The sequence below is a fragment of the Campylobacter porcelli genome, from assembly GCF_002139855.1.
GTDB classification, from domain to species: domain Bacteria; phylum Campylobacterota; class Campylobacteria; order Campylobacterales; family Campylobacteraceae; genus Campylobacter; species Campylobacter porcelli.
Genome location: NZ_CP018789.1, coordinates 510,444 through 535,973 on the forward strand (window position 1 = coordinate 510,444; position 25,530 = coordinate 535,973).

The 25,530-nt window shown below is 35.4% G+C and carries 27 protein-coding genes and 1 pseudogene; 12 read left to right on the plus strand and 16 right to left on the minus strand.

Annotated elements, in window-relative coordinates:
- Nucleotides 1-285: 285 nt before the first annotated feature.
- The 9 genes and pseudogenes from CSUIS_RS08390 to CSUIS_RS02625 form a co-directional block, all read left to right on the plus strand.
- Nucleotides 286-444, plus strand: a pseudogene (locus CSUIS_RS08390) (YkgJ family cysteine cluster protein); the annotation flags it as partial.
- A 105-nt stretch (nucleotides 445-549) separates the two neighbouring features.
- On the plus strand, nucleotides 550-864 hold the full coding sequence (locus tag CSUIS_RS02590) for a hypothetical protein (RefSeq protein WP_086296990.1): 315 nt from the start codon (nucleotides 550-552) through the stop codon (nucleotides 862-864).
- A 28-nt stretch (nucleotides 865-892) separates the two neighbouring features.
- Nucleotides 893-2,110, plus strand: a complete 1,218-nt coding sequence (locus CSUIS_RS02595; protein WP_086296991.1) for a PDDEXK-like family protein — start codon at nucleotides 893-895, stop codon at nucleotides 2,108-2,110.
- A 423-nt stretch (nucleotides 2,111-2,533) separates the two neighbouring features.
- The gene (locus CSUIS_RS02600; protein WP_086296992.1) at nucleotides 2,534-2,860 is read left to right on the plus strand and encodes a hypothetical protein; all 327 of its coding nucleotides are present in this window, start codon (nucleotides 2,534-2,536) and stop codon (nucleotides 2,858-2,860) included.
- A gap of 459 nt (nucleotides 2,861-3,319) precedes the next feature.
- A complete protein-coding gene (locus CSUIS_RS02605) occupies nucleotides 3,320-3,799 on the plus strand; it encodes a hypothetical protein (protein WP_086290384.1) in 480 nt (159 codons plus the stop codon).
- A gap of 450 nt (nucleotides 3,800-4,249) precedes the next feature.
- Entirely contained in the window at nucleotides 4,250-6,115 is a 1,866-nt protein-coding gene (locus tag CSUIS_RS02610; RefSeq protein ID WP_152023639.1) for a hypothetical protein, read from the plus strand.
- Between the two features lie 62 nt (nucleotides 6,116-6,177).
- Nucleotides 6,178-10,233: a putative barnase/colicin E5 family endoribonuclease gene (locus tag CSUIS_RS08450; protein WP_192940206.1), complete on the plus strand. Its 4,056-nt coding sequence runs from the start codon at nucleotides 6,178-6,180 to the stop codon at nucleotides 10,231-10,233.
- Between the two features lie 60 nt (nucleotides 10,234-10,293).
- Entirely contained in the window at nucleotides 10,294-10,497 is a 204-nt protein-coding gene (locus tag CSUIS_RS02620) for a hypothetical protein (RefSeq protein ID WP_086296994.1), read from the plus strand.
- Complete coding sequence (locus CSUIS_RS02625) at nucleotides 10,494-10,841, plus strand: hypothetical protein (RefSeq protein ID WP_086296995.1); 348 nt, start codon at nucleotides 10,494-10,496, stop codon at nucleotides 10,839-10,841. Before CSUIS_RS02620 ends, CSUIS_RS02625 begins: the two co-directional genes overlap by 4 nt.
- A gap of 824 nt (nucleotides 10,842-11,665) precedes the next feature.
- Here the strand turns inward: CSUIS_RS02625 and CSUIS_RS02630 are convergent.
- The 16 genes from CSUIS_RS02630 to CSUIS_RS02690 form a co-directional block, all read right to left on the minus strand.
- Nucleotides 11,666-12,217, minus strand: coding sequence for an ImmA/IrrE family metallo-endopeptidase (locus CSUIS_RS02630; protein ID WP_086296996.1), 552 nt, complete (start codon nucleotides 12,215-12,217; stop codon nucleotides 11,666-11,668).
- Nucleotides 12,214-12,441 carry a hypothetical protein gene (locus tag CSUIS_RS02635; protein WP_086296997.1) on the minus strand — a complete coding sequence of 76 codons (228 nt, stop codon included), beginning with the start codon at nucleotides 12,439-12,441 and terminating at the stop codon, nucleotides 12,214-12,216. Before CSUIS_RS02635 ends, CSUIS_RS02630 begins: the two co-directional genes overlap by 4 nt.
- 233 nt (nucleotides 12,442-12,674) lie before the next feature.
- The gene (locus tag CSUIS_RS02640; RefSeq protein WP_086296998.1) at nucleotides 12,675-14,237 is read right to left on the minus strand and encodes a hypothetical protein; all 1,563 of its coding nucleotides are present in this window, start codon (nucleotides 14,235-14,237) and stop codon (nucleotides 12,675-12,677) included.
- Nucleotides 14,238-14,350: 113 nt separating this feature from the next.
- Nucleotides 14,351-14,668: a hypothetical protein gene (locus CSUIS_RS02645; RefSeq protein WP_086237806.1), complete on the minus strand. Its 318-nt coding sequence runs from the start codon at nucleotides 14,666-14,668 to the stop codon at nucleotides 14,351-14,353.
- A complete protein-coding gene (locus CSUIS_RS02650; RefSeq protein ID WP_086297000.1) occupies nucleotides 14,665-15,183 on the minus strand; it encodes a Panacea domain-containing protein in 519 nt (172 codons plus the stop codon). Before CSUIS_RS02650 ends, CSUIS_RS02645 begins: the two co-directional genes overlap by 4 nt.
- A gap of 507 nt (nucleotides 15,184-15,690) precedes the next feature.
- Nucleotides 15,691-15,894: a helix-turn-helix transcriptional regulator gene (locus tag CSUIS_RS02655; RefSeq protein ID WP_086297001.1), complete on the minus strand. Its 204-nt coding sequence runs from the start codon at nucleotides 15,892-15,894 to the stop codon at nucleotides 15,691-15,693.
- Nucleotides 15,895-16,131 (minus strand): DUF3310 domain-containing protein, encoded by a 237-nt coding sequence (locus CSUIS_RS02660; protein ID WP_086297002.1) that lies wholly within the window; start codon nucleotides 16,129-16,131, stop codon nucleotides 15,895-15,897.
- On the minus strand, nucleotides 16,128-16,493 hold the full coding sequence (locus tag CSUIS_RS02665) for a hypothetical protein (RefSeq protein WP_141081579.1): 366 nt from the start codon (nucleotides 16,491-16,493) through the stop codon (nucleotides 16,128-16,130). The genes CSUIS_RS02660 and CSUIS_RS02665 overlap by 4 nt, the downstream gene beginning before the upstream one ends.
- On the minus strand, nucleotides 16,493-16,663 hold the full coding sequence (locus tag CSUIS_RS08455; protein WP_180381038.1) for a hypothetical protein: 171 nt from the start codon (nucleotides 16,661-16,663) through the stop codon (nucleotides 16,493-16,495). The genes CSUIS_RS02665 and CSUIS_RS08455 overlap by 1 nt, the downstream gene beginning before the upstream one ends.
- 40 nt (nucleotides 16,664-16,703) lie before the next feature.
- Complete coding sequence (locus CSUIS_RS08460; RefSeq protein WP_192940207.1) at nucleotides 16,704-16,877, minus strand: hypothetical protein; 174 nt, start codon at nucleotides 16,875-16,877, stop codon at nucleotides 16,704-16,706.
- Nucleotides 16,870-17,481: a hypothetical protein gene (locus CSUIS_RS02670; protein ID WP_086297004.1), complete on the minus strand. Its 612-nt coding sequence runs from the start codon at nucleotides 17,479-17,481 to the stop codon at nucleotides 16,870-16,872. Before CSUIS_RS02670 ends, CSUIS_RS08460 begins: the two co-directional genes overlap by 8 nt.
- A gap of 10 nt (nucleotides 17,482-17,491) precedes the next feature.
- Complete coding sequence (locus tag CSUIS_RS02675; RefSeq protein ID WP_086297005.1) at nucleotides 17,492-17,971, minus strand: DUF736 family protein; 480 nt, start codon at nucleotides 17,969-17,971, stop codon at nucleotides 17,492-17,494.
- Nucleotides 17,972-17,982: 11 nt separating this feature from the next.
- Nucleotides 17,983-18,150 carry a hypothetical protein gene (locus CSUIS_RS08465; RefSeq protein ID WP_180380826.1) on the minus strand — a complete coding sequence of 56 codons (168 nt, stop codon included), beginning with the start codon at nucleotides 18,148-18,150 and terminating at the stop codon, nucleotides 17,983-17,985.
- Nucleotides 18,151-18,161: 11 nt separating this feature from the next.
- Nucleotides 18,162-18,839, minus strand: a complete 678-nt coding sequence (locus CSUIS_RS02680; RefSeq protein ID WP_086297006.1) for a hypothetical protein — start codon at nucleotides 18,837-18,839, stop codon at nucleotides 18,162-18,164.
- Between the two features lie 562 nt (nucleotides 18,840-19,401).
- On the minus strand, nucleotides 19,402-22,266 hold the full coding sequence (locus tag CSUIS_RS02685) for a phage/plasmid primase, P4 family (protein ID WP_086297007.1): 2,865 nt from the start codon (nucleotides 22,264-22,266) through the stop codon (nucleotides 19,402-19,404).
- Nucleotides 22,266-22,640 carry a hypothetical protein gene (locus CSUIS_RS02690; protein WP_086297008.1) on the minus strand — a complete coding sequence of 125 codons (375 nt, stop codon included), beginning with the start codon at nucleotides 22,638-22,640 and terminating at the stop codon, nucleotides 22,266-22,268. The genes CSUIS_RS02685 and CSUIS_RS02690 overlap by 1 nt, the downstream gene beginning before the upstream one ends.
- A 345-nt stretch (nucleotides 22,641-22,985) precedes the next feature.
- On the opposite strand from CSUIS_RS02690, the gene CSUIS_RS02695 reads away from it, so the two are divergent.
- The 3 genes from CSUIS_RS02695 to CSUIS_RS02705 all read left to right on the plus strand — a co-directional run bounded on the left by CSUIS_RS02695 (nucleotide 22,986) and on the right by CSUIS_RS02705 (nucleotide 25,384).
- On the plus strand, nucleotides 22,986-23,369 hold the full coding sequence (locus tag CSUIS_RS02695; protein WP_086297009.1) for a hypothetical protein: 384 nt from the start codon (nucleotides 22,986-22,988) through the stop codon (nucleotides 23,367-23,369).
- Nucleotides 23,370-23,437: 68 nt separating this feature from the next.
- A complete protein-coding gene (locus tag CSUIS_RS02700) occupies nucleotides 23,438-25,105 on the plus strand; it encodes a portal protein (RefSeq protein ID WP_086297010.1) in 1,668 nt (555 codons plus the stop codon).
- Nucleotides 25,106-25,120: 15 nt separating this feature from the next.
- Entirely contained in the window at nucleotides 25,121-25,384 is a 264-nt protein-coding gene (locus CSUIS_RS02705; protein ID WP_086297011.1) for a hypothetical protein, read from the plus strand.
- The last annotated feature ends 146 nt before the right edge of the window (nucleotides 25,385-25,530 follow it).

The window sequence follows — 25,530 nt, forward strand, 5'->3', positions numbered from 1 at the left end:
TTAAATTTGGCTTAAATTTAATAAATTACTCTAGATATTAACCAGATGAAAATTTAAGAAAATTTATAAATTTAGGCTGTGAGATAAATTTGTAATGATAATATTATTAAAATTAGCTTAGGATTATGATTAAGCCAATCCAAGCTTGTAAATTAGACTATCTCGCATTTGGTAGTAATTGTTTTTTGATATTCTTATGTAATTTAAGAGCTTATAAATTTGCTATTTTTTAAATTTAAGTAAATATTTAGATAAAAAAAAGGGGGTAAGGAGCTAGATCTTAAGAGCAATAAGTGCAAAATATATGACAATAGACCGCTAATTTGCCGTATTGATGAAATGTATGGTTTATTTAATAAGATTTGGAGTAGAGAGAAGTTTTATTCCATTAATGCTAAGGCTTGTAATGAAGGCTTGAAAACATTGATGAGAATTTCAGAATAAAAGAAGAATTTTAAGGAGATAATATGCCAATTACCATTAATACCTATAGTAGCTGGTTGGATAGTAGATTCAGTTGGAGCTATAGAAAGAAGTGAAGAGCAAAATATGTATTTTTACGCTGTTGGTGCCTTTAAATCTACTCAAGATAAAACAAATCAATCATTTGAGCAACTCGGAGAAGAGAAGCAAAAAGCCCTTAACGGGTCTTTAGAGCGCTTTGCAGCACTAATTACTAGACTGGAAGTTGCCAACGATGATTATACAGTAGAAATCAATGGCAAAGATATTGAGCTTGCTAAAATTGGCTATAGTGTGTTTGAACTAAGTTCTATGTTAAATGGTGTGATTGCTCCTGGTGGAGCTGGTACTTTGGCTGGACTTGATGCTTTTGGTCGCTATTTTCTATTGAAATTGTGGTAAAATTTTAAACATTTTTTAGGAGACTACAATGGCGGAATTTAATGAAAAAAAACTACAAAAGTTTTTTGCTGAGTTTGAAAAGGCTTATAATGAGTATGAAAACAAAGTAAAAGAGCGTAGGGCTCGTGGAATTCATGATTATAATATTTTTGATGTGCTTGAAACAAAAGAGGTAAAACACTCAAAATTTATAGCCTCTTTGCTAGACCCAAAGGGACTGCATTATCAAGGCGATTTATTTTTGCGTGAGTTTATAAATGCTTGTGGTATAAGTGATTTTGGACTTGATGCTTCAAATGCGCTAGTTTATAGAGAATATAAAAATATTGATATTTATATAACCGATGGCGATAAACACATAATGATAGAAAATAAACTCTGGACTGGCGACCACAATGAACAAATCGCAAGATATATACGAACTATTATAGGCGAAATAGGCGAACAAAACGAAGATTCATTAAGCGAAATTTGTGAGAGAATTTTGGTTTTATATCTTACACCTTCTGATGATGTAATTAAAAAGTTAGATGGAATTGATGAAGTCAAAAATGATTCTTTGATAATCGACAATAATGAAATCGCTTTTAAACACATTTCTTATAAGAAAGAAATTATAGAGTGGTTGTGCAGAGTAAAAGATGAAATTACGAATTTGATGGATTTAACCGCGATAATTTCACAATACGAAAAAGCAGTAAAAATATTAACAAATCAAGGAGAAAAAATGGCGAATGATATAGTAAAAGAGCAAATTAGAAGCAACTATGAGCTTTGTGCTGCAATATACGATAATTTTAAAAGCGTAGAAATAGAATTAACAAATAACTTTTTTGAAAAAGTTTATAGCGAGCTAAACAATAATTTGGAAATTCAAGATAATTGGAAATTGTCATTTAATAAGTTTGAAAATAAAAATATTTGTGTTATCGAAATAACACCAGAAGAACTAAAATATAATAAATATGTTAGATTTGTTGTAGAAAGAAAAACGAATGAGATATTATATGGTTTTCTTAAAAACAATGAAGAAATCAAACTAAAAGACATGAATATACAGGCACAATATTATGATTGGTATTTAGCTGGTGATTTTGCCTTTGAAAGCATGACACCAAAAGATTTTATTTTAAAGAATATCAAGAATGAAAATGGTGTTGAAGAATATATTAATAAGATTTTAAGCGATATAAAAAATGGTAAAGATAAATTAAAAGAAATAAATAATAAAATCAATGGAGATTAGCAATAAAAAATCATTTAGCTAAGTAGAAATACTTAGCTAAAACTCTACATTATACGCTTAGGTTGGGATTGTTTATATTTGTCCTTTTTTATCGTGGATAAAGAGCTTCTTTTTATAGATATGCTATTGCTAGTATATCCTTGTAAAGTCCCACCAGCCAAAGGTATATTGACACTTGGGCGACCATTTTCATCGTATAAATAAGCAAAATCGCCTTATAAGTGTGCTTTACCGCGAAGCAGAGCTTAAGCTAAAACCTATAAAAATCGCACTTTTATGGGCTTTTGATATTTACTTGAGCTTAATAATGGTAAGTTTAAGAAATTTCACTTCAAAAGCGTAAATAGTGTGGAGATTTAGAGCAAAAGTTTAGTATAGATGAGCAGTTTTTAAGCAAAATCCAAAAAGCAAAATCTGCGTGGTTTGACCCTGGAAAAGTTTTACAGTAAAGCTATAACAAAGCAAAGAGCAGATGAAATAGCAGAGCTTGTAGCTTCTAATTTGCCAGCTTTGATTGCTAAGAGAGAAAGCTTGGAACTAGCAGTAGAAGGGGCTCATATTGGGCGAATGATGGTACTAGACTCAGCATTTAGCGATTATGCCAATGCTAAGTTTGGTGGGGAATTTTCTGCTATTTTTACATCGCTTGATAATATTTGTAAGCTACACGGCACAGAGCTAAAAATAAGAACAAAAGAGGATTTAAAAACTTTTGTAAATAGTGGAGATGGAAAGCTATATTATAGATAATACTTTTTATTAGATTATTTAAGTGGGTTGTTAAGATAAAGTTTTTAAATATTGTTGGTATTTTAAAAGGATAAAATAAGATTATTTTATAAAAATATCATTGGTGGAGGTGTGCGGAATAGTATTTGCCGTGTTTTATGATATTTAAAGTATTAAAAATAGATTTTTGTAAGTAAAATTATAAGTAAATTTATACATAAACTATGATTTTATTAAGTAAATTTGTATTTACATAAACTATATTTTGATAAATAAATTTATATTATATAAAGTATATTTTGATAAATAAATTTTGTATTTTATATAAACTATATTTATAAGTAAAATAAGTAAATTTATATTACATAAACTATATTTTGATAAATAAATTTGTATTTATATAAAGTATATCGGTGCTTTTTAAATTTGTCCTTTTTTTAGAAAATAAGGTTATAAAATATTTTAAAAAAAGGAGATAAAATGAATATAAATGAGTTTGGAGATATTATAAATACAATTTTTGGTTCAGTGATGAGTGATAACTCTATCTATAAGGCTAATCAAAGATATTTAGAAGAGAAATTCGCAGAGTATAAAATCGATAGCAAAACAGCTACAGAGCTACTAGCAAAGACAAATTCAGAGATGACAATTAGCATAACAGCGGTGTGTGTTAATGCTACAGTTGAGCTGCTAAAAACTCAAATTCAAGCTGGATTAGCTCAAGGCGAAAAGGAGTTCAACGCAGCACGCACAGCATTAGTGAAAGCACAAACAGCAACTGAGGCTAAAAAAGCTGGACTTGTCGATAGAGAGAAAGCAAGCTTTGATGATAATTTAAGGATAAAAGAGGCTGAAAATTTAGCCAATGTAGTCAGCATGTATGCTGCTGGTGGTATGGCAATCCCTGGAGAGTTACAAACTAGCATGCTTGATGCGGTAAATAGAATCACAAAATAATGGCAAAAGTAAAAAATACATATCTAAAAGGTTATAAGCCATTAACGCAGTTTAATACCCCTTTTTAGGCAGACTTGGGAGATTATAAAATGGCGCAATATCGCCTTTATAAAGCTAGTAGAGCTTTTACATATACAGCTAATAAGAAAAGGCAAACATAGAAATTATGGCTTATACTATCATCCTGTATATGGCTATGTCTATAGCATAAGCAAATATGATATAAAATCTGGCTCAAAAGCCCCATATGATTATCATAGTCCATATAATTTAGGGCTCAATCAATTTTTCGTAGGGCAAAATCCATATGCGTGGTATAATGGCGACCCAGGCGATAACGATGGTATATATCACGATACTTGCGAGATAATTAGAACTCAAGATAACGCTACTTCTACCAAATATGGCTATAAAGATTTATCACTAATCAAAAAATGGGGGCAAGGTGAGATGGTTCATAGCCTTCATCCTGTGTTTAATCCATTTAAAGATAGAGAGTATATATATCGGTTTCCTGTTAAAGCTAAAATAAGTTGTAGATTTGAGTGGGATAAGATAGTTTATGCAACTAAAAATTTTAAAGAGATACTAGACGAGAATGGAAATAAGATAATACATAAATCACAATCAACTATAAAAGTTTTTAGAAATGTTAGTATAGATATGGAGCGTTGGAAAATCAAGCTTGATGGCTCTAGGCAGAGAATATCTGATATAAGGGATTTGAACTTTAATGAAATTTTACAAGCTACACCGATATATAAATATACATATTGGTCTGATGGAAGTATAAGAGATAAAATGCTTACTGGATATAATAAAGATATAGATATATTTCAAAACTTGCCTAAATTTTATAGAGAGTTAAAAGATAGTAGAGTTTATACCTATGATGAGATGACAAAATTAATAGGTCAAACTTTGGAGTGGGAGCTAGTGCTTAATGGCGATGATGACTTTGTGGATATATATCTTTTGGGGAGTTACGCTGGTAGGATAATTGCCTTTGGTGATGGTGAAGTAGCTGGGTATATGGATGATGGCAGGATACTGATACAAGGCACCAAGAGGGGGGTACACACTATTACCTCTAGCGGTGATAGTGACCATACACACCACTTTTATTATGACATCCCTACGCTAAATTTGATAGAGACATTTGACCCAAATACTCATATGCCACTTCGTGGAGCGTTTAAATTCGTGACTGAGTGGCAGAGCCATTATGGACTACATGTAGAAGAGGATAAAGAGACTTGGGAAAAGCTAGTGCCTATAGTAGTAATCATAATAGTTATAGTAGTGACTATCGTTACATGGGGGACATGTACGGCTCAGACTGCGTCTGCTGGTTCGGCTGTGACTGCTGGGACTACTGGAGCTACTGGCGCTGGAGCAGCCGCTGGGACTGCTACTGCTGGGTTTTATAGTGCTACGGCTAGTGCTTTAGCCTCTATAGGTATCACTACTGCTGCTGGGACATTGGCACTATCTTCTATATTTTTAAGTGCTTTAGGCTATGGGCTTAGCTACGCTGGGGCTAAGTATGGTATAGAAGGGTTAATGACTGGTGGTAAAATTGCTAGTTTCGCTGGTGCGGCAATGGGGGTAGCATCAATTGGAGTTAATATATCTACATCACTATCTACAGCGACTTCACAAGCTGTGGCTAGTCAAAGTGGTTGCTATCTATCTGAAACAGCACTTGCTAGCAGTGGCGCAGCAAGTGGCGGGTCAGCAACTGGACTAATGGTAAATAGCGGTATGAGTATCGCTACAAATTTGGGCGTAACTACTGTAAATAGCGGTATGGGAGTTGTGAGTGTAGGTACAGCAAATTCAAGCGTTTTGTTTGTCAATGGTGTGGCTATGAGTGGGACTGGGGTTATAGGCTCTATGGCGGCACAATTTGGCTTTTCTATGACTACAGCAACGCAGCTAATGAGCTTATCAAATATAGCTACTACTACCTACTCCATCGGCAATAGTTTATATGGTGGATTTAATAGCGTCAAAGATGTATTAAGCTCACTGCGTGGGGAGCCAGTAGACCCGCAAATCCCTACAAATCAAAGCGATGAAGAGGCTCTATCTAGTGGCAATGGAGCGATAGGTGTGAGCTCTAGTGTAGTGATGAGATTTGAGCGTGATATAATGCCAGCGGATTTAGGGCTAGATGAAGATTCGTTAATTTATGTTCGCTCACTGCTTAAGGCATATATCCACGACAAAGGAAATCTAGCAAATTTAGTAGATAATATCATCCAAACAAGGCTAAGAAAAAGATATGCGCCATTAATTCCATCTAATGTATAAAAAATTCACATCTAATAATTAGAATTTAAAGGGATAAAATCATTATAAAAAAGGAGTTGATAATGATTTGTCCTAATAATTTTGCTAAAGAGGTGGCAAGAGCTAGTGGGCGTAAGATGCCTGATGTGAGTGATGAGTTAATAAAAAATGGCTTTGATAGTGTAAAAAAGGGTGATGAGATAAAGAAGATCAATACTCAAAAATTTAGCAGTAATAAGGTAGAAAATGATAACCTAAATTCTCTATATAACTCAAGCGATGAGATGCTACAGATGGCTGCAAAGGCTAGAGAGTATGAAAAGGTCTTTAAAAAAGAGGCTAGAGGAATACACAATGTAATGAATAATGGCAAAAAATCTACACTAATAAAGCGTGATTTAGATAGTATAGATAGTGCTATAAAATTCGAGCGTGGATTTAACAATAAAAATAATAAAGGCTATGGTGCTGAGCATATAATAAAACACACGATAAATAAAGATGCAAAAGGCTATATCATTGATATTGAACTAGCAAATTTAGGTAAAAATATAAGAGAGTATATTAAAAATCATAAAGAGCCATTCATAGATAAAAATGGAGCTAGGATATATGAGTGGGAAAATAGTGATGGTGTAAGATTTAGAGCTGTGGTGGGTGATATACAAAGCAAAGCCCCTACTACAGCGGTAGGATCCGAAAGTGGTTTAGCTTTGCGTGAAAGGATTATAACATTTTACTCTGATAGAAACCTTAATGAGCCTATGAATTTTAAAAATCCAAAATTAAATAAAGAGAATAGTAGCCATAGGGACGAGACGACCTCCGAATTACCACAACCTACGGCTACTGATAATATTATAACATTCTATTCTGATAGAAATCTTAATGAGCCTATTAAAGAATTTGGCGCTAATTACGCAGAGTTTTATCACGATGGCAAAGGGGCAATTGATAAGCTTTTAACCCAAAGACAAGGGCAGGTAGCTGGAGCATTTTATAAAGATGGTAAGGATATTGATTTAGTGTGGGGTGAGTTTAAGGTCGTAAAAGGCGAGATAAAAGGGTATGGGCTTAGCAAGATAGAAGCTAAGCACCTTGATGATTTTGCTATATTTGAAGGTAGCACTCCACAAGAGAAAATGGCAAATGGTATAAATGAGATAATACAAAAGGGCGTTTTAGAGAGCAAAAACGGCGTAGATACAATTATTTACAAAAAAGACAACAGTGAATTTAGAGTTGGGCTTAGCAAAGGTTGGAATAATCAAGGTGATAATAGATGGATAATAACTGCATATAATAATAAAAAAGTGTCGTCGGAAAGTATCGAGACTTCCTACCACGATACTTTTACAGCTAAAGAACCTTTAGCCAACCAACGGCCAAATTCTACCACAACTGCTAATAAAAGTCAAGAAGTAAATATACAGCCTATTAAAGAATTTGGCACTAATTACGCTGAGTTTTATCACGATGGCAAAGGGGCAATTGATAAGCTCTTAACCGAAAGACAAGGGCAAGTGGCTGGGGCGTTTGAGAGAGAGGAGCTAGGCGATATAGATTTAGTGTGGGGCGAAGTAACAGACCCTATAAAACATAAGGGCTATGGCTTAGCTCATATCTTAGATAAAAGAATGGCTGAGTTTATGGAGCAAGGATTAAGCAAAGAAGAAGCCGAAGCAAAGGCAATCGAGCTTATAAATAAGTTGCCTGATATAATAAAAAATGGGGAGATAATCAAATTAGGGGAAAATCGAGTAAAAATAGAAACGCCAAAAGATAGAGCTATAATAGTCTTAAATTATAAAGGGGAAAATAATAAATGGGTTTTAACGGCATACAAAAAAGATGAAGCCCTTAGCCAAGCAGATTTGCACCAGACTAAGCGTAATGATCCAGCTTCAAGCTTCATCGCTGAACCGACTTCTAAGCCGAATTCTACCACAACTGCTAATAAAAGTCAAGAAAATATCTTAAAAGGCGTTGATGGCAAGGAGTATCCAAATACCGTAGCAGGTAGGTGGGAAAAAAGAGTAGATGAAGCCTTTGACTGGGCGTATAAAAATATATATGCTAAGGGGGTTAAGAGTGGAATTAAGGGGGCTGGAGTTGTAGGTAGGGTGTTTGGCTCGCAAGAGAGTGGAGCAAAAATCCAAAGGGGTTTAGAAAAAGCCTTTGCCCTACAAGATGAGATAGGTGCTTTAAGTAGGCTAAAATCAGCATATTATCGCAATAACCAAGTAGCAAGAATGGAAGCTATGAAGGTGTATGAGAGCTTAGTAAAGTTAGAGATAGATGAGAGAGTAGCGCTATTTAGAATGCTTGATGGGCAAGAAGTGGAGCCAAATTTAGCTGGGAAACTACGCCCAACATATCAAAAACTAAGAGATAAAATAGATGAGAGAGCAGAGCAATTAATCTCTTTAGGAATGCTAAAAGGGGAGAATGCTAAAGAGAATTATATAAAATATAGCTACTCGCAATATTATGGTAAAAAAGATGGGGCTGTAGGTGGATTTGGTATAGGTAAATTAAGGGGTAGAGATGAGAATTTAAGCTATGAAGATAGAGTTCAATTAGGTTTGATAGAAGACGCAGCAATAGCAGTAACTCAAACTCTAAATTCGCAAAACTCTCAGATACAAAAGGCTATTTTATTTAAAAATTTGGCTAATGAATATGCCATAGATCAGCCAAAAGATGGTTATGTAAAGGTAAGTGATGAGAGTGTGGGCGGTGGGGTTAAAAAATATGGGGCATTAGCTGGGAAGTATGTGCCAAGCGCTGTGTATGATGACTTACAAAATGCTGGGCTTGTGAGTAGTATCTTTGATGTCATTAGACCATATACAAATGTGATAGATCATATTAAGGTAAATTTAACTGTGAAAAATCCAGCAACTCATGGGTATAATGTGCTAAGCAACTCGGTTTTGGCTTTCTTACATGGGGATTTGGGGGCGAATTTAAAGTTAATGAAGCTTTTAGCTACTAATAAAAATAGCTTTAATGAGCTACTAGCTAAAGCTGAAGCGATGGGGCTTGATACGGCTAGCGATGATATAGAGATGAGAAATTTGCTAATGACAAATGATGAAGTGGCAAAAGAGGCGCTAAAAAGCCAAAATCCACTAGGATACTATATAGCTGCATCGTGGCAAAATATCTATCTAACTAAAAATAGCACCACTGGCAGGGTAGCTAGGAGTGCTTATGCGTGGGAGGATAAGTGGTTTAAACTAGCTAGATTTAAGAAGAATTTAGATATGGGTATGAGTGATGAAGCGGCCTTTAGTGATGCTAATAGTGCTTATGTGGATTATAGCTCTCACTTTAATCCTGCGTTAAAGGTGCTTGATAAGACTGGGGTTTTGCCGTTTTTTCATTTTGCGGTTAAATCTAGTATAGTGGTAACTAAAGCGGCTATTAAAAATCCAGCTAAATTTGCTATGTTACAAACTGCTTTGATAGGCAGTGGGGCTTCTAGTTTGCCATATTGGTTTGATAGTGATCAAAAAGATGCTGATAACTCAAGATTGCCTGATTGGGCGAGTTCAAACTATTTGCCTAATCTTTTTGGGGTTAAAAATCAAGTTCAAATAGGCGAGTCTGGACTATACTTCAACGCTGCTAGGGCGATGGCGGGATTTAGGCTTAGTAGTATTGATGATATCACTGGTGGTGGTGGATTAATTGGTGGGCTTTTGGATATTTTGCGTGGTAGAGATAGCTGGGGGAATGATATGGTAGGTAAGCACGATCCAGCTATAAAACAGCTCACGGCTAGATTAGATGCGTTTTCTAAGCAGTTTTTGCCATCGATAACCTTGGGTAGATATGGTAGGCAAGGCTTAGCCATAGCTACAGGCAATAATCCTAAAAATGCATATGATGAGCCGATGGGGCTAGGGGAGCTAGCGGGGAGATTTATGGGTCTTAGAATGATAAATGAGAAAAAGGAGCTAAGAAGTGCGGCAATAAGTGCTAAAAATAGATATAAAAAAGCAAAAGAAAAAGGCGATGAGGGGGCTATGGTGGTGGCGTTGAATGACTTTATGGCGTGTAAGGCGGCGGCATCTGATATGGGTGTGAGCTTAGAGGCTCTTATGAAGATGAGAAGTAGAGATGTAAAATAGCTCATTTTTATGAATTAGTAGGACTAAAATTAGCTTTGAATTTAATCAAAAGGATAAGAAATGACAACAAAACAGATAAGCCAGCGTACTGGAATACCTTGGTCTACGCTAGTAACTTGGGCTAAAAGCGACGAAGCTGGGTGGAGATATCAGCTAGTTATGGCGATGAGTGTGGCTACGCCTGATTTTTTTAGCAAATTTAATCCTAGAGTTGAGCCGCAGCTTGATAATTTACAAACAAATATTATAGGAGGTTTAAAATGATGTTATGTGGTGTAAATAGAAAAGATTTTACTAATTTTGTATGCTTAAATAGTGGGCAAGGTGCCTTAATGATGAGTGGGGGGGGGTCTTACCGTATTAAAGGTGTGGTGAGTTCTAACTACACTTGGCCTACATATAATCAAAAAAGGTGCTATTTTAATGATGATGCAAAGGCATTACATATACTCATAGATACTGGTAGAACCGGTAGCTCATATGGTGATAATATGTCGTGGGATATAGATGTTACTCTACAAGCTCAGGGGGCTTTATATTTTTGGGGTGCTTATCACACCTCGCCTAGTGGGTGGAAGTTTACTGGGAGTGTTGAGAGAGTAGGGTAGGGGTATTATCAAACGCTAAAGCCTAAGACGGCTTTTATTTTTTCGTTTATAAATAATAGTGTCGGTAGGGGGGTGGCGTGTGGTGGTGTGGGATTTTTTGGTTTGCTTTGGTGGGGTGAATTTGGTGGTGGTGGGGGGGTGAGTGGTTTAAGGTTTGTTTGATTATTTCGTGGCGGAATTTGGGCTGGATTGATGAAAACTTAAAGTTATGAAAACCATAATTTTCAATACTAAAATAAGTTTAAATAGTGATTTATCCATAAATTGGGATTTAGAAATTATTTTTTATATCTATTGTAATGATATAATATTATTTTGTAATAAAAAAGTAATGCTAATATAAAATTAAACTTAATTTTAATTCTAAATAATTCTTATATATAGCTTAATAGTATCTCATTCGTATTTTGTAACCCCTTGATTTTGCTTAAGCTTTGCTAGGCGATGGGGCGATGAAGTTAGCGGATACTAGGCAAAATAAGCGCATAAATGGGTTTATCATACAGGGGGCGTGTCCCCCATTGGAGTTGCGCGCGTGTAATATTACGCTATTTTGTAAATTTGCGAATTTTTAAAGGTTTGCTTTGCTTGATTAGGGATATCTAAGCTAAATTTGAGTTAGCACAGCGATTTAAGACGGCGTGGTATCCGTGGGAAGTGGTAGCCGTGCGAAGTTAAAAGGTAGGTAAAATAGGGGTACCCCGCTTGCGGGGCTTTAGTATTTGCTACTTTAGTGGCGACTTGTTGCCACGCTAAAAGTATGTAAAAATAAAAAGCAGTAAAGATTTTAGCAAAGAAGCTTTAGGATTTTTAACTTCTTTGCTCTAAAAAGGATATATATAATCTTGCTTTATCAGACCTATGTTTTTAAGTCTGTGAAAAACAGCTTGTTTTGAAACTTCAAATTTTGAAGAAATAAGTAATATTGCTTCCGCCGCCTTTAAATCAGGTTTTGTTTTTCTGCATTCTGATATAAAATCTTCTATTTGCCTAAGAGGCATAAGTAGTCTTGCCGCAAATTGATTGGCTCTAGTTTCTCTTCCACCATATGTATTGCTTCTATAAAGGGTTTCATAGCTATCAATAATAGGATTTTCTATGCTAGGCAAAATATCATTAGCTAAATGCCCTAATTCATGTGCCAATGTAAAACGCTGTCTATTTTCATTTTTAAGCGGATTTATCCAAATAATAGGCTCACCATTTTCATCTACACTAATTTGACCTTCAGTGTCAATTTTATTAAGATCAAGATCTTTAACTACATTTATGCCTAATTTTTGAGCAATTTTAAACGGATTGAATGGTGGTTCTTTCATTTCCAATAAATCTAAAATTTCATAAGGGGTTTTATCTTTTATCTCTTTATAGGTCATTCTAAACCTCCTATTTGTGATTTTTCTTGGTCAATATCCGTCAATATAGGTATTTTATCATTTATATGTAAATCGACCATTCTTTCAAATTCTTCCATAAATTCACTATTTTTTAGAATTTTATTTATAAAATCATTGCGTAATTTCTCATCTTCTACAATTTTATTCAAAAATGCATCAGCTGTTTCTTTTATTAATCTTTGTTTATCACTGTTATACTGCACAGTAAGCCATATGATAATAATAGCTGTTGCGACAGTAGCAATACCAACAACAATAGCAACAATCCAACTTGTATAAGTTAGATAAGAACTTGCAATACCAATAATATCAGAATTGGTATAATTATTTTTTATAATAAATCCTTAATGTGGGCGCTCTGGTAGTAAAATTATAGCTTATTTTCACTAATTTTTATATAAAATTTATCTATTGTGGTGGGGTGATAAAAGCCAATTTATACCCACGAAGTATCTGAACTGTCATAATCCCATATATTATCAGCTTCACTCTCATCATCTTTAGCAAAGTATCTGCCACGGGTAAATTCTTTGATATAAGCTACCGCATCTATAATATCATCATATTTGCTATCAGTTTGTGGGTCAAAGCTTAGAAGCTGGGCTTCTAGCTCGCCAGCGTTTTGCAAACTTGCGTTTATAATCACTCTACCACTAGCAAAATCTGGATGTAGCTGCGATATACGCACATTTTTGGCGTTGCTATGGTGTTTTAGCTTTTCTACTGGGATAGTTATGCCTGATCGTTTTTGGACTTGATCAATAGTGTAGAAGAAGTCATTTTGCGCTCCTGCTCTTTCAATACCAAATCTAACAGGGCGAAATTTCAAATAAACTTCTAAAGCTTTTAGCCCCTTTTCAAATGGCGTCCAATGTCCGCACTCAATATCGATAATATAGATATTATACTCATTTACCGCAAATGTAACAATAGCCGTTTTATCATGTCCATCATAGGTGGCTAGATCCATGGTGGTATAGATAGTGCATCTATTTAGCTCTAGCTCTGAGTTGTTTTCTAGTGTTAGGCTTTTGGCTGGGTAGGCTGTGATCTCTATGGTTTTAATGCTATCGCTATCGCTGTAATATACTGGAGCAACGCTTAGATCATAATTAACACGCTTAAAATAGCGTAAATACTCACGCTTAAATAGCTGCTTTTCTGGGCTGATGGCTCTACACATATACTCTTGATAAAACTCATTTTCTAAGCCTAGCTGGGCTAATTCAGCCTTTTTAGCCTCTATAAGACCAATAGGGAAACGAGATGGCCAAGTTGATCTATTATTTTCTATAATTGGTATTCGCTTAGTTTGCCACCCCCTAGAGTTCTCTTCTTTGTCCATGAGAATGGTATTTAATAGGCTATCTTCGTGGATTATTGTGCCTATTATTACAAGTTTGCCTTTTGTAGGGTGTAAAGTGGGTGCTAAATCAGCAAAGAACCACTCTTTTATCTTTTGTCTATTTTTGATATTTGCTATGGCGTATTGACCTAACTTGCTCTCTAGGTCATCAGCTATTATAAGGCTAGGTCTTCTGTGATGATAGATATATCCCCTAGGGTCTTGTCCTGCGCCCATAGCACAGATGAAACAAGCTCTCTCTAAGCTATTGCCATCTGCGTCTTTTAGGCCTGCGTTTATGATTATCTCACATCTATCACTAGCCCAAATCTCGCCCTTGCTTATAGCGTAGCCTTTGCGATTAGCACTAATTATCATATCTTTTATATCTCTTAAGAAGTTACAAGCCTTCTCTTTATCAGCTGATACTAGCATAGTAAAAGGCTCATAGTGAAAAAATAGCTGACATACTACAAAAATTTTATTAAGTAGAGTGGATTTACCAGCACCACGAAAAATGGCACACGCCTTTTTATTACCATTGCTAAGAATAAAATCTAATATCTCTAGATGAAATTTGGGCGTAGGATTTTCAAAGATTTCAGGGCTAATATCCTTAGCAAATTTAAGATAGTTAAGTATCTCTTGATTCATATTTTAAGCCTTTTTATTTTAATATAGCTTAAAATTTTCTATAAAATGGGTAGCAAAAAGCTGTTAATGCTCTGTTTTTTTGTTTTTGATGATTTTGTTTAGCCTTAATTTATTTAACCGAAATTACTAAATTTGGTATTTATGATCTCTATTTTTGTAAAAATACATTTTTTAATTTTAACTCTTTCATTATTCTGAACTATTTCATTGGTTTCGCAAGTAAAAACAATTTCTAAATTCTTATCCCTAACTATTTGACTTTTCTCATTTAATTTTAAAGATTTTATTTCTGGCAAATTAAGTTCAATGCCACGCAATAAGCTATTTAGCCTATAATAAAAAGGCTCCCCATATTGTTTTAACCACTGTGCCACTTTTATCTGCTCTTGTTCTTCTATTTCATAACGCTTAATTATCTCATCAAGATTCATAGATATTTAGCCCTTAAAGTTTCTAGTTCGCTTTCTGGAATTTCTACTACATCTCTAAGAAAAACACTTTCTACAAGCATTGTATCGCCCATATTTAAAGCGTTCCATTGAGAATCGTGACTAAGCTCTGAAAGTTTTGTAGCACTTAGATTTTCAAGCTCATATAGAGTTTCATCTAAAATACAAATTTCACTTGGCTCAAAAAATTTATCCACATCTATATCAATATTGCATAAAAAATAGTCGTAACCATTACGATTTTCTAATTTTAATATTCCATCATCAATGATTTTAGACAATATTTTTTCATGATCTAGCGTTTTTTGAGCTTCTTTAATTTTTGGCACTGGCCCATGTGGAAGTTTTATAAATTTTAATTCGCTCAAATTTTTACTATAAGCATACATAAATTCTCTATGCGCAAACCATAAAAGCTTTAAAAGTTTTGTTTTTACAACTCCACTCTCTCTAAAGTGTTTAACTATATAAGCAATTATAGCTTCGTGCTTTTTCATTTTTTATCCTTTATTTAATTAGCTCAATATAGCATTTTTTGATTAAAATTTCACTTACCTACCACCATTTTTGATGCCAAATATTAAAATCTTGGTGGCAATAAGCGTAACTAATACGGATTAAACTATTTATAGCAATATTCTACCACAATTATCTAAATTTCATTAGTGTTGTGGTTTTTTCATAGTGTATAGTTTGTAAATGCCAATTATAAGACAAGCTGTTACAACTGCGACTGCTATGTATTGCCCTATCATTTTTTGCTCCTTTTTTCTATTTGGTAGGCGATAATCACTACTAAAAAATTTATCATTATTTTACCAAAAATAGCTTTTAAATCAAGATAAAAGCCTATTTACAGGCTTTTATCTTTAGTAGCTTTTAAATTCCATATAATAATATTATCAAGAAAAAGCTTAAAATAAATAGTGCTACAACTCTTAGAATTTCTAGCCAAGGTAGCAAGATGGCAACTGCCATCACTATTAAAATTAGATTTTGTACTACTATATTTTGTGCCTTTTATATGCATTTAGGGTTTTTGGTTTAGCTTTGGTGGCAAGGTTATCTATATCCGCAGTTTTATAGACGACTGATTTGCCTATATGATAGGCCTTGAGATAATTAATCTTATCCCAGTGCCATAGGGTTGAGCGGCTGACATTTAGAAGTTTTATGGCTTCTTTGATTGTTATATATTTTTCTTTCATTTATAAGCCTTTTAGAGATCTAAATTTGTGTAGCTCTATGAGCTTATCACAATACCATCTGGCCTTTTGTAGGTCTTCTAGCTCATCATCTTTTTTACCAGCACGGCTAAGGTATTTGATAACATTGCCTTTACAAAAGCCTTTAAACTCTTCAATGCTTAGCCATGCGCCTAAGACCTTTATGGTCTCATATGGATTATCTCCGCCGTAGTGTGGTGGGTGATTTATCTTATTCATTGTTTTCTCCTCTGTCTTGGTGGGTTTCGTAACTCTTCTGCCCAAAATAGCTCTTTAAGCTCTTGTATAGTAGGTGTGCTTTTATTGTGTCTGTTTTTAGTTTGCTCTTTTGGCTGTTCTGTCTCTATGCTTTGTGGCAACTCTGGGGTAAAAAGCTCGGCTATGCTTTTTGGCTCATAATCGTTATCAAATAGTGGCAGTGTCGCATCACCTTCGCTTAGTCTCTCCCACATAATTCTCATCCTTTGTGTGTGTTTAGATACTACTTTTGCTTTTGCTTTCCACATAGCAGTAAATTCATCGCCTCTATATCGATTAAGGATTATGGCTAATTTAGTATTGGTTCGTACTTGATGTGGCATCATAGCTGTAAATCCTTAAGCGCTAGTTTATACCTTTTGATTAGGATTTTATGTGCTTTTATCCTTTTATCTCTTTTATTGCTTTTAGGGAAATTTGTTTTTATATACTCTATAGCCTTTTTATTTAAGGCTATAGCGTGGATCAGTCTTAACTCTGCGTCTATAAACATAATTTATCCTTAAAATGGGATAGAGTCATCTGCTACGCCGCTATGCAAATCTTTTAGTGTAGTTTTTGGCTCTGCTGGCTCTCGCTCTTCGCTGTTTTTTTTCGCTTATTCGCCCAGCCCAAAGTAGCAAAGGGCTAACTGGATAAAAGCCCATTTTTGCCACTTCATCACAAGCTTTTTCAGCCAAAAGCACCGCGAATTCTTTTTTAATCATTTTTTATCCTTGCTTTTTCGTAGTCGGCTTTATACCATTTAGATTTTGCCTCATCGCTCTCATCTTTAACCCATTTTTTGCTAGCCTTATCATAAGAGCCAGTGCGTGAGTTTATTTCTTTAATAGTTTCATCCATAGCTATTTGAAAATCAAAGCCGTATTGTTCGCAAATATCAGCGCATTTATCTAAAATTGAGTTAAAATAAATAGCCGTATCTTTTGGATAATCTCCAAAAATAATAGCTTTATTAAAATGTGTTATTCTCTCTATGAGAAAATTTAACTCAGCGTTTATGCTGTAATTCGCATTTGGCTGGATTTGGGTAGTCTTAAAATCGCAAGGTATATCCGCCCCAGCGTTTATCGTGAATACACTAATGTCGCAAAGGGCGTCAATTATCCCGTGTTCGGCGTATTTTTTATTTTTTGGGTAAGGATAACTTGGCTTAGAGAATCTCTCATACTCTCTAAGGGCTGACGCTAACTCGCCCAGCTCTTCCATCACATTAACTAAATATCCCTCTTTTTGGCTATCAGCCGTGATGCCTCGCTCGTGCCTCCACGCTTTTAAGCCTTTGTAAATTTCATTTAAATCAATTTTCATTTTTCCCCTCCTAAAATGGGATAGAGTCATCTGCTACGCCGCTATGAAGATCTTTTGGCGTAACTTTTGGCTGTGTTGGTTCTAAATCTGGCACGGCTGTTTGGGTGGTTTGCTCTTTTTGTTTTTTAGCTGGTTCCCAAATTATATTCCATAAAATCGCTGGATTATCATCAGCATATGGCTTAAAGCAGATAATCTCTATTCTACCACCACTAAAGATTGGGCTATCTATATAGCCACTCATATACTCATTGCCACTTTGGCTAGTGCGTAGCCAGAGTGAGCCGATAATTATATTATTAGCTAAATTTGATTTAAGGCGTGGTAGCTTAATATAATATGTTGGCGAGTTTGGGTTATCGCTATTTGACTCTGTTATAGTAAATTCCAACATATTTGCTATGCCTAAAACTTGCATTGATCCGCTTAGATAGGTGATGGTCTCACTATCTTTGGTAAATGATTTTTGTGTTATGTAGCCTATTTTCATCTTTTCTCCTTTTATCTGCTTACTCTTGTGATTAGTTTGCCACCACGGCGAGTGTATATGGCGTCCATCATTACTATGTAAAATTTGGTTGAGTATTTTATGCCATCGGCGCCTAAGATATATGGTTTGGTAGTAACCTTTGGGGTTAGTAGGGGTTTAAATAGTTTTAGTGGGTTCATCTTTTCTCCTTTTATTCGGTTTCTATATCTAGTGAAATTTGGTTTAATCTCTCGAAAACTTCTACGCTTGAGACTGCCTCAGTAGCGATATGGGCTAGGCGGTCATTCATCCTATCATCTCTATCAGCTATGATTTTAAATAGGGCTTCAAAGCGTTTAAACTCATCTTTACTTAGTGAGCCGTTTTGGCGTTTGTGATATAGCTCTTTTAGCTCAATCTCAGCTATGCTGTAGGCTGTGCCTAGTAGAGCTGTGTTTCGCTCTAGATCTACCTTGGTGTTTTCTACTGCCGCACCTAATGCTGTGTGCTTTATCGTGCGGTTTAGGCTTTCGTTGTTTATCATTGCTAGATTGATTTTATGTTCTAGCAGTTTTGCCCAGCCAAATTTCTGCTTCCAGCGGTTAATCCTAGAGTTACTAGCGCTTATGCCGTGCTCTGCTAAACTCTGGGCTAATTTACGCTCTGTTATAGGGGTGAAGTCGTTTTCTAAGGTAGCTGAAGTTATCCAAAGCTCATAAGCCTTCTTTTGCTCTTCGTTCATGATATCAATTGGGGGCAACTCATCGCTTTTAAGAGTTTTAAGCTCTTCATCTGTGTTTAATATCTCATCTCTTTGATTTTTTTGGCTTACGCCTATTAGATTACCATCTTCATCATAGAAGGTAACTACATCATTTATCTGTTTCATAAATATCCTTTTTATAGCTGAATTTGGGCGGTTACACTTTGGTTACACTTATTTTCAAAAAGTGTAACCTTGGGCTAAGTGCCTTTTTATGGCTATTTGGTGGCTTAAGGTTTCTAAGCTCGGTTACACTTATTTTCAAAAAGTGTAACCTTAAGCAAATATAGGTAAAATAAGCATTTAAAGGCTTAAGAAAACTATAGGTTACACTTTTTTCCTATAATTGCTATAGAAAAAATTTTAAGTAGAGAGAAAAATATTTCTATAGCTATATAGAAAAAAAGTGTAACTCTGTAACCTAAGTCCTGAAACGCCCTTGTAATAGGGCTTAGAAGCGGTTACACTTTTTTTCTTAAAGTGTAACAAAGTGTAACCAAGTGTAACCGCTCGATTTTATGGGGGTAGGATTATCAAAATTAGATAATCCTAGCAAAAAAACGCCATTAACCTTAAACATTTCATAACAATAGTAATTTAAATATCACAATAGATAAGTTTTGCTTATACTATTCTTAAGACTTTTTTAAGATTTAAAAAGCCTTAAGAATAGTGAGTCATAGACTCACTACAAAACACTACAAGGCTCAGACATATTCTCTATATCTAAATTCATATTATTTATAGTAACGCTAGTGATATCAAAATCTGTATTTATCTCAATACCAGCAAAGCCACGCTCAACAGAGGCTAGACCGATTTTAGGAATTGAGCTTTTTCTTGATATAACTTGAAAATCTATATTTGACATTGCGAGTTCATCTTTTAGCGTTTGGGTAAATTTGGTCTGGCTCATTGGTCTGTTGCCACGCTCTTTAGCAAATTCACAATATAGTAGATATAGATATTTATTTGGCGTGAATCTCTCTTTATTTGGCTTGATGGCATCACGGATAAAGACTCTAGTAGGATTAACTTCATCTTTATACTCATCAAGGGCGTCTTGCATCTTTTGCCCTTTGGTGAATTTGCCGTTAGTTACTAAGCGATTTAGTCCCTTTAACGCTAGAGCGAAGATCCCATCTAGCTCATCGCTAAATCGCTCACTTAGCCCTCTAATCTTCTCATCATCTTTAATCTCTTTATCAAAGCCTATTAAAAGCATACGGCGAAAGACTGCGTTATCTATATTGCTCTTTGGTTTGTCATTACCAGCAAAGGCAAATTTGGGTTTATCTTCAGGCTTTAGACTATATGGTTGCTGATTTTTAGGGTTGATTTGTATCTGATCTCTTGGGGATACTAGGGCTTTTAGGTTGCTAAACTGCCCTTTATCAACGCCTAGTTTATCAATCTCGCTACCGATATTTAGCATCTTATTAGCTAGGCCGTGAAGTTCGTGGCCTTCAAGTTGCTGGAGCTGTAAGTTTGATACATTATCTTCACCAAAAAAGCTTCTTAAAACGTCTAGTATAACGCTCTTGCCATTGCTACCACTCTTGCCATATAAAAATAAAAATGATTCATAATCATGGCTAGGTAAAAAGCAGTAACCTATAAACTCCATTAGAGTTAATCTGTCTTCATCATTCATGACTTGACTTAGGAATTTCTCCCATTTTGGGCATTTGGCCTCTGGGTTATAGTCAAAATCTAACATATTTGTAGCGTATAGCTTTTTGTTGTGATGCTGGCTAAAGACTATCTTGCCACTTTTGCTAATGATTATAGAGCCATTTCTAAGGTTTATAACCCTTTTGTTTATTAGGCTAGGCTCCTTTCTTTTGGCATCGATTAGCACCCCTTGGCCACGGATATTGTCTATTAGCTCTGTGGCGGTGCGATCTGTAATCTTCTTTTTATCTACGCCACTAGCGCCCATCCAGTGATGAAGCAAAAACTTATAAATCTCTCTATCATCTACAAATGAGTAAAAGTTGCCATTCCAAAAGTATATCTGACCCTTATACTCGGCTATATCATAGCCTAGTTTGCGGACGCTTTTTATAAAGCTATCGCACATATCAGCTAGATGGGTTTGATGGTAGTTGGTTCTAAGGATCTTTTGAAAATCGCAAATTTTATCAACTACCTTAGCCCACTGCTCTAAGTCTTTGTCAGCTTGTGGAGTTATAAATAGCCTATTTTCTAGCATTGCGGATTTGACTTCGGCGGTGATATCTTTTAGCTCTTTGCTTTTAAATAGCTTGATGAAATAATCTATTTGATTATCATCTAGTTCGCCTTTGACGGGGATAATGTTTAGATAGTTGCCATCTTTGTCAGTTTGCATTATCTCTTTACATATATCACTAAAGGTTACTTTCTTAAATGGCTCTTTAAACTCTTTTAAATCGCACTCATAAAGCTCACCTATCTCATCTATTAGGTCATTTGTGAGCTTAAATGAGCTATATATGAGCTTATCTATTATTTTATCACTGCTTGTGAATTTGGCTTGATTGGCTCCTAGATAGTCGCTTATATCATACTTAGCTGGTGCTGCTGGGCAGAGCTTATAAAATAGTGTGATATATACAGATTTGGCTACAGCTTCAATCTCTTTATATCTAGCTATGGCGCTTGTATATCCAGCCTTATCATTGTCAAACCAGATATATACGATTTTATCTCTTAATAGCTCTTTGTGTTTTTGCCATGAGTTATTTACTCCACCTAGAGTTAGAGCGCATACCCCTAAGCTACATAGGTTTATAGCGTCCTTTTCGCCCTCGCAGATAACTACTATATCGCTATCAAACTCATTATAAAAATCAATAGGGAATGGATAGGCAGATGCTCCACTAGCTCCTATCCACTTGCCTGACACCCGCTCATTTGAGTAGCACCGTGCTTCACTATCCCATTTGAATTTGGTTCTGTGTTTGATATTTATAACTTCGCCTTGCTCATTGGATATCACTATAGCTACGCTATCATTTTGCGGATCAAAACCTATATATCTATCAAAGAGATAATCAAAATAATCAGTCTTAGCAATGAAGATATCAAAAGGCTCAGCTAAGGCTCCAAGATTTTTAGCTTGTTGTAAGAAATTTGGAGCTATTTTGCTTAGTTTGGCTCTCACCATTTGGGCTTTTTGCTCGGCTTCTTGCTCTAGCTTGGCTCTAGCGGCTTCTTGCTCTTTTTGGAGTTTTATGAATGCTTCTTTTTTAGCTTCTAGCTCTTCATCGCTTAGGCTCTCTTCAAAATTAAATCCTATGAAATTTAGAGCGACTTTGGCAGCTTTGGCTGGAGAGAGCTTCTCGTATAATTCTATAAATTTACCAGCGTCCCCACCAGTGCCACAGGCAAAGCAGTTGAAGAATGCAGAGCCCTTTTTAAAGCTTATGCTACCGCTTGGGGTTTTATCTTGCCCATGAAAAGGGCAGTGGTATTTAAAATCTTTAAAGATTATGCCACGAGATGACATAAGATCTCTTAGCTGCTCTTTGGAGTAGGTTTTGAGTAGTTCAAAGATATTATCTTGCATTATAAATCCTTCACATCAAATAAACTAGCGCTATCTATGTAGCTTTGTAGCGCAACTATTAGCTTTGTTGCCGTGTATTGATTTTTAAACTTAAATCTACGAAAAAGCGAATAGATGGTATGTTCGCTTTTGCCTAGACTCATAGCGATGGCTCTAGCTAAGGCTCTTTCATTACCTGCGACGGCTAGTGCTTTGTAGTAGTAGTAAGTGGTCTTCTCATAAAGAGGATTACTAAAATCTAAAAGCACTAAGCCACCCTCAGTAAATCTATCACTTCTGCCAAGTCGTTTGTCTGAGCTTTTAAGCTTTTGGAGGCTTAGCTTTGAGATGCCGTGAAATGCGGCGGCCTCATCTAAAGAAACAAAGGCGCTCAAGAAAACCTCCAAACGGGGCAATCAAGCTAGAAAAATCAATAGAAATTACAGGATGTGTATGCTAAAGCTGGATTTAAAACTGCTTGATTGCGATGTTAAATAACTTAAGTGATACCAGCAAATCACTTTAAGAAGCCGCCTGCAAGATTTGAAGGATTGGCGACTTTTTAAAGTGATTAATATATCAAAAAATAGAAAATTAATATAATTATATATTATTTATAATAGATTGTCAATAGTATTTAATAGAATAATGATAGAAAAAAATATATTTTTGAATAAAAATAATATATTTACATTTTAAAATATTAGTGTTATAATATAAAATCAAATTAGGAATTAAAAATGCAAGATGATAAAGAATTAATTAAAGAGATGAAAGCTTTTTTTAAAGTAAATAGTCTTGAAGATATAGCGGAGAGATTAGGATATAGTAGAAATTCTGCTAATAACTGGCGTAATAATGGATTAAATAGTAGAGTTATATCCAAATTCGAAAAAGCCAAAGCTGATAAAAAGAAAGATGATGAGGCCTTTGATGAGCTGTTTTTTGGTGGGGGGATAGGTGGGATATTGGTTAGATACGATAGAGAGGATAATACCCAGCATAACTATACTCTAAGCCCTGAGCTAGTAGATTTCATACTTCTTTATATAAATTATGGCAATAAAGCCCTGCTAGATAAATTCACTCAAGATTTAAAACAGATACAAAACCTAATCAAATAATAAATCCACGCATTTAAAATCACGAATTCACACTTTTATAATATAGCTTTAAAATAAAAGGCTAAATTATGAAAAAGACAAAAAATAGACTATTTTTAATCGATGATGCATTCTCTAAACTAGAAAATCAAAAAGATAGATTCTTAGCTTGTGAAAGAGTTTATAACGCTACTTATGATGATGCTCATCGCAGACGCTTAGCACCGCAAAGGTCAAATATAGTAGAGCGCTCTAGAATCTATGTGCCACTAGCTAAGACAAGTATAGATATACTCCATAGTATATTTAAATCTAGCTTTTTAGGCTCGGGGTGTCCTATAGAAATCACTAGGATAGGCTATAATGATGATCACGATAGAGCATTAAGGGACGCACTCACAGCGGCAGTCAAGGCTAAATGGAGAGAGAATAAGCATTTCATTGGCATTAGTAGGGCGGTGCTATCGGCGTTGTATCTGCCTTTAGGCGTGGTGAGTGTCTACTGGGGTGATGGGGATATACAGACTAAGTTTATCCCTATAAATACTATAGCATTTGACCCATATGCTAGTGATATAAATGATGTGGAGTATATATGCTATAAATTTGCTAAAAGTAGAAATGATGTTAAGGCGAAGTTTAAAAGTGGATTTTATAAAAGTGATGATGAGTATGCGGTACTAAAGGCTGGTAGGCGGATACTGATAAAAGAGATATATGAGAAAAACTGGGAGAAGGGTGGCTGGGACTTAACTAGCTATGCTAATGATATAGAGGTTAGAAAGGCGTGGTTTAATCAGTTGCCCTTTTGCTATGGATATTGCTTTGAGAATATGCCAAGTGTGGGTAGGGAAGATTTGCTAAATGATGATTATATAGGGGTGTATGGCTCGTGTCTGCCTGAGCGGGTAAAGGAGCTACAACAAGAGTATAATATAAAGCGTAATCAAAAGATAGATTTGATAGAAAATGCTATAGATCCGCAATTTGCTATAAACTCTGAGGGCGGGATAGTAAATGCTAATGACTTGCTAAGCCGTAAAAAGGTGATACGGTGTAATCTAAGTGGCGATGGGGATATAAGTAAGGTTGTAGCGCCACTCTTGCCTACTGGGTCAGTATATGACGTAACTACAGAGATAGAGATGATAAAAAGCGAGTATGAGATAGCTAGTGGAGTAAATAGCATAATGACTGGAGTAACAAGCGCTAGTGATAGAAGGAGTAATACAAGCTTACAGACTATAAATGCTGCTAGTGGGGTAAGAGTAGAAAGTATGTTTCAATCCTTGGCCGCTACTATGCTACATGAGTATGCTAAAAAGTATGTAAAATTGCTATATAAAAATCTAGATGATGAGTATCTAATTAAGATAACTGAAAATCCGGATATTATAAATATCATTGGTAGCAAAGAAGAGAGAATGAGTAGTGATATAGACTTTGATATAAATGTGAATTTCGGAACTACTATAAGTAGCGATGTGGTAGTAAGTAAGATAAATACATTGCTAGGCACTCTAGCACAACTTGGGCTAAATAATCCAAATTTGATAATGCCACTGATAAAAGAGATGAGCGTGGCGCTATTAGGCGAGAATGCTCCAGTATATCTAATAGATGAAGCGTTTAAAGAGCTACAAGCGCAGCAAGAGCTAGCGATGGCTACACAGGCTATGAAAGGAGAGGCTATGGCTAATGATATGGCGCCACAAAGCGATGCGGATAAAGAGGCGATAATAGCTGGAATAATCTAATAAAAGGAGAAAAAAATGTGGGGAAATTTTTTAGGCGGTTTGGCTGATTTTGGTAAAAATATATTTAAGGATTTTAAGGCCACGGATTTTTTAAATGCTGGGGGTCAAATCTTAGGTGGGATAGGGCAGTATAAGGCGGCAAAGTCTCAAGGCAAGATGGCTAGGGACACCTTTAACTATAATAAAGCCTTAATGGAAGAGGAGCGGGCAAGACGCAAAAAAGCTGATGATGCTCTAGCAGCTGGGTTTAGGGCTAGTGATTATGCTAAGGAGATTTGATATAGGGGTACCCTATTTTTATGTTCTTTTAGCGGGGCAACAAAACAAGCGAATGCGACCCCGAAGGGGTGGTTTCTGTGAAGTCGCCCCTAAAGAACCAAATACTAAAGCCCCGCAAAACCAGCGAATGCGACCCCAAAGGGGTG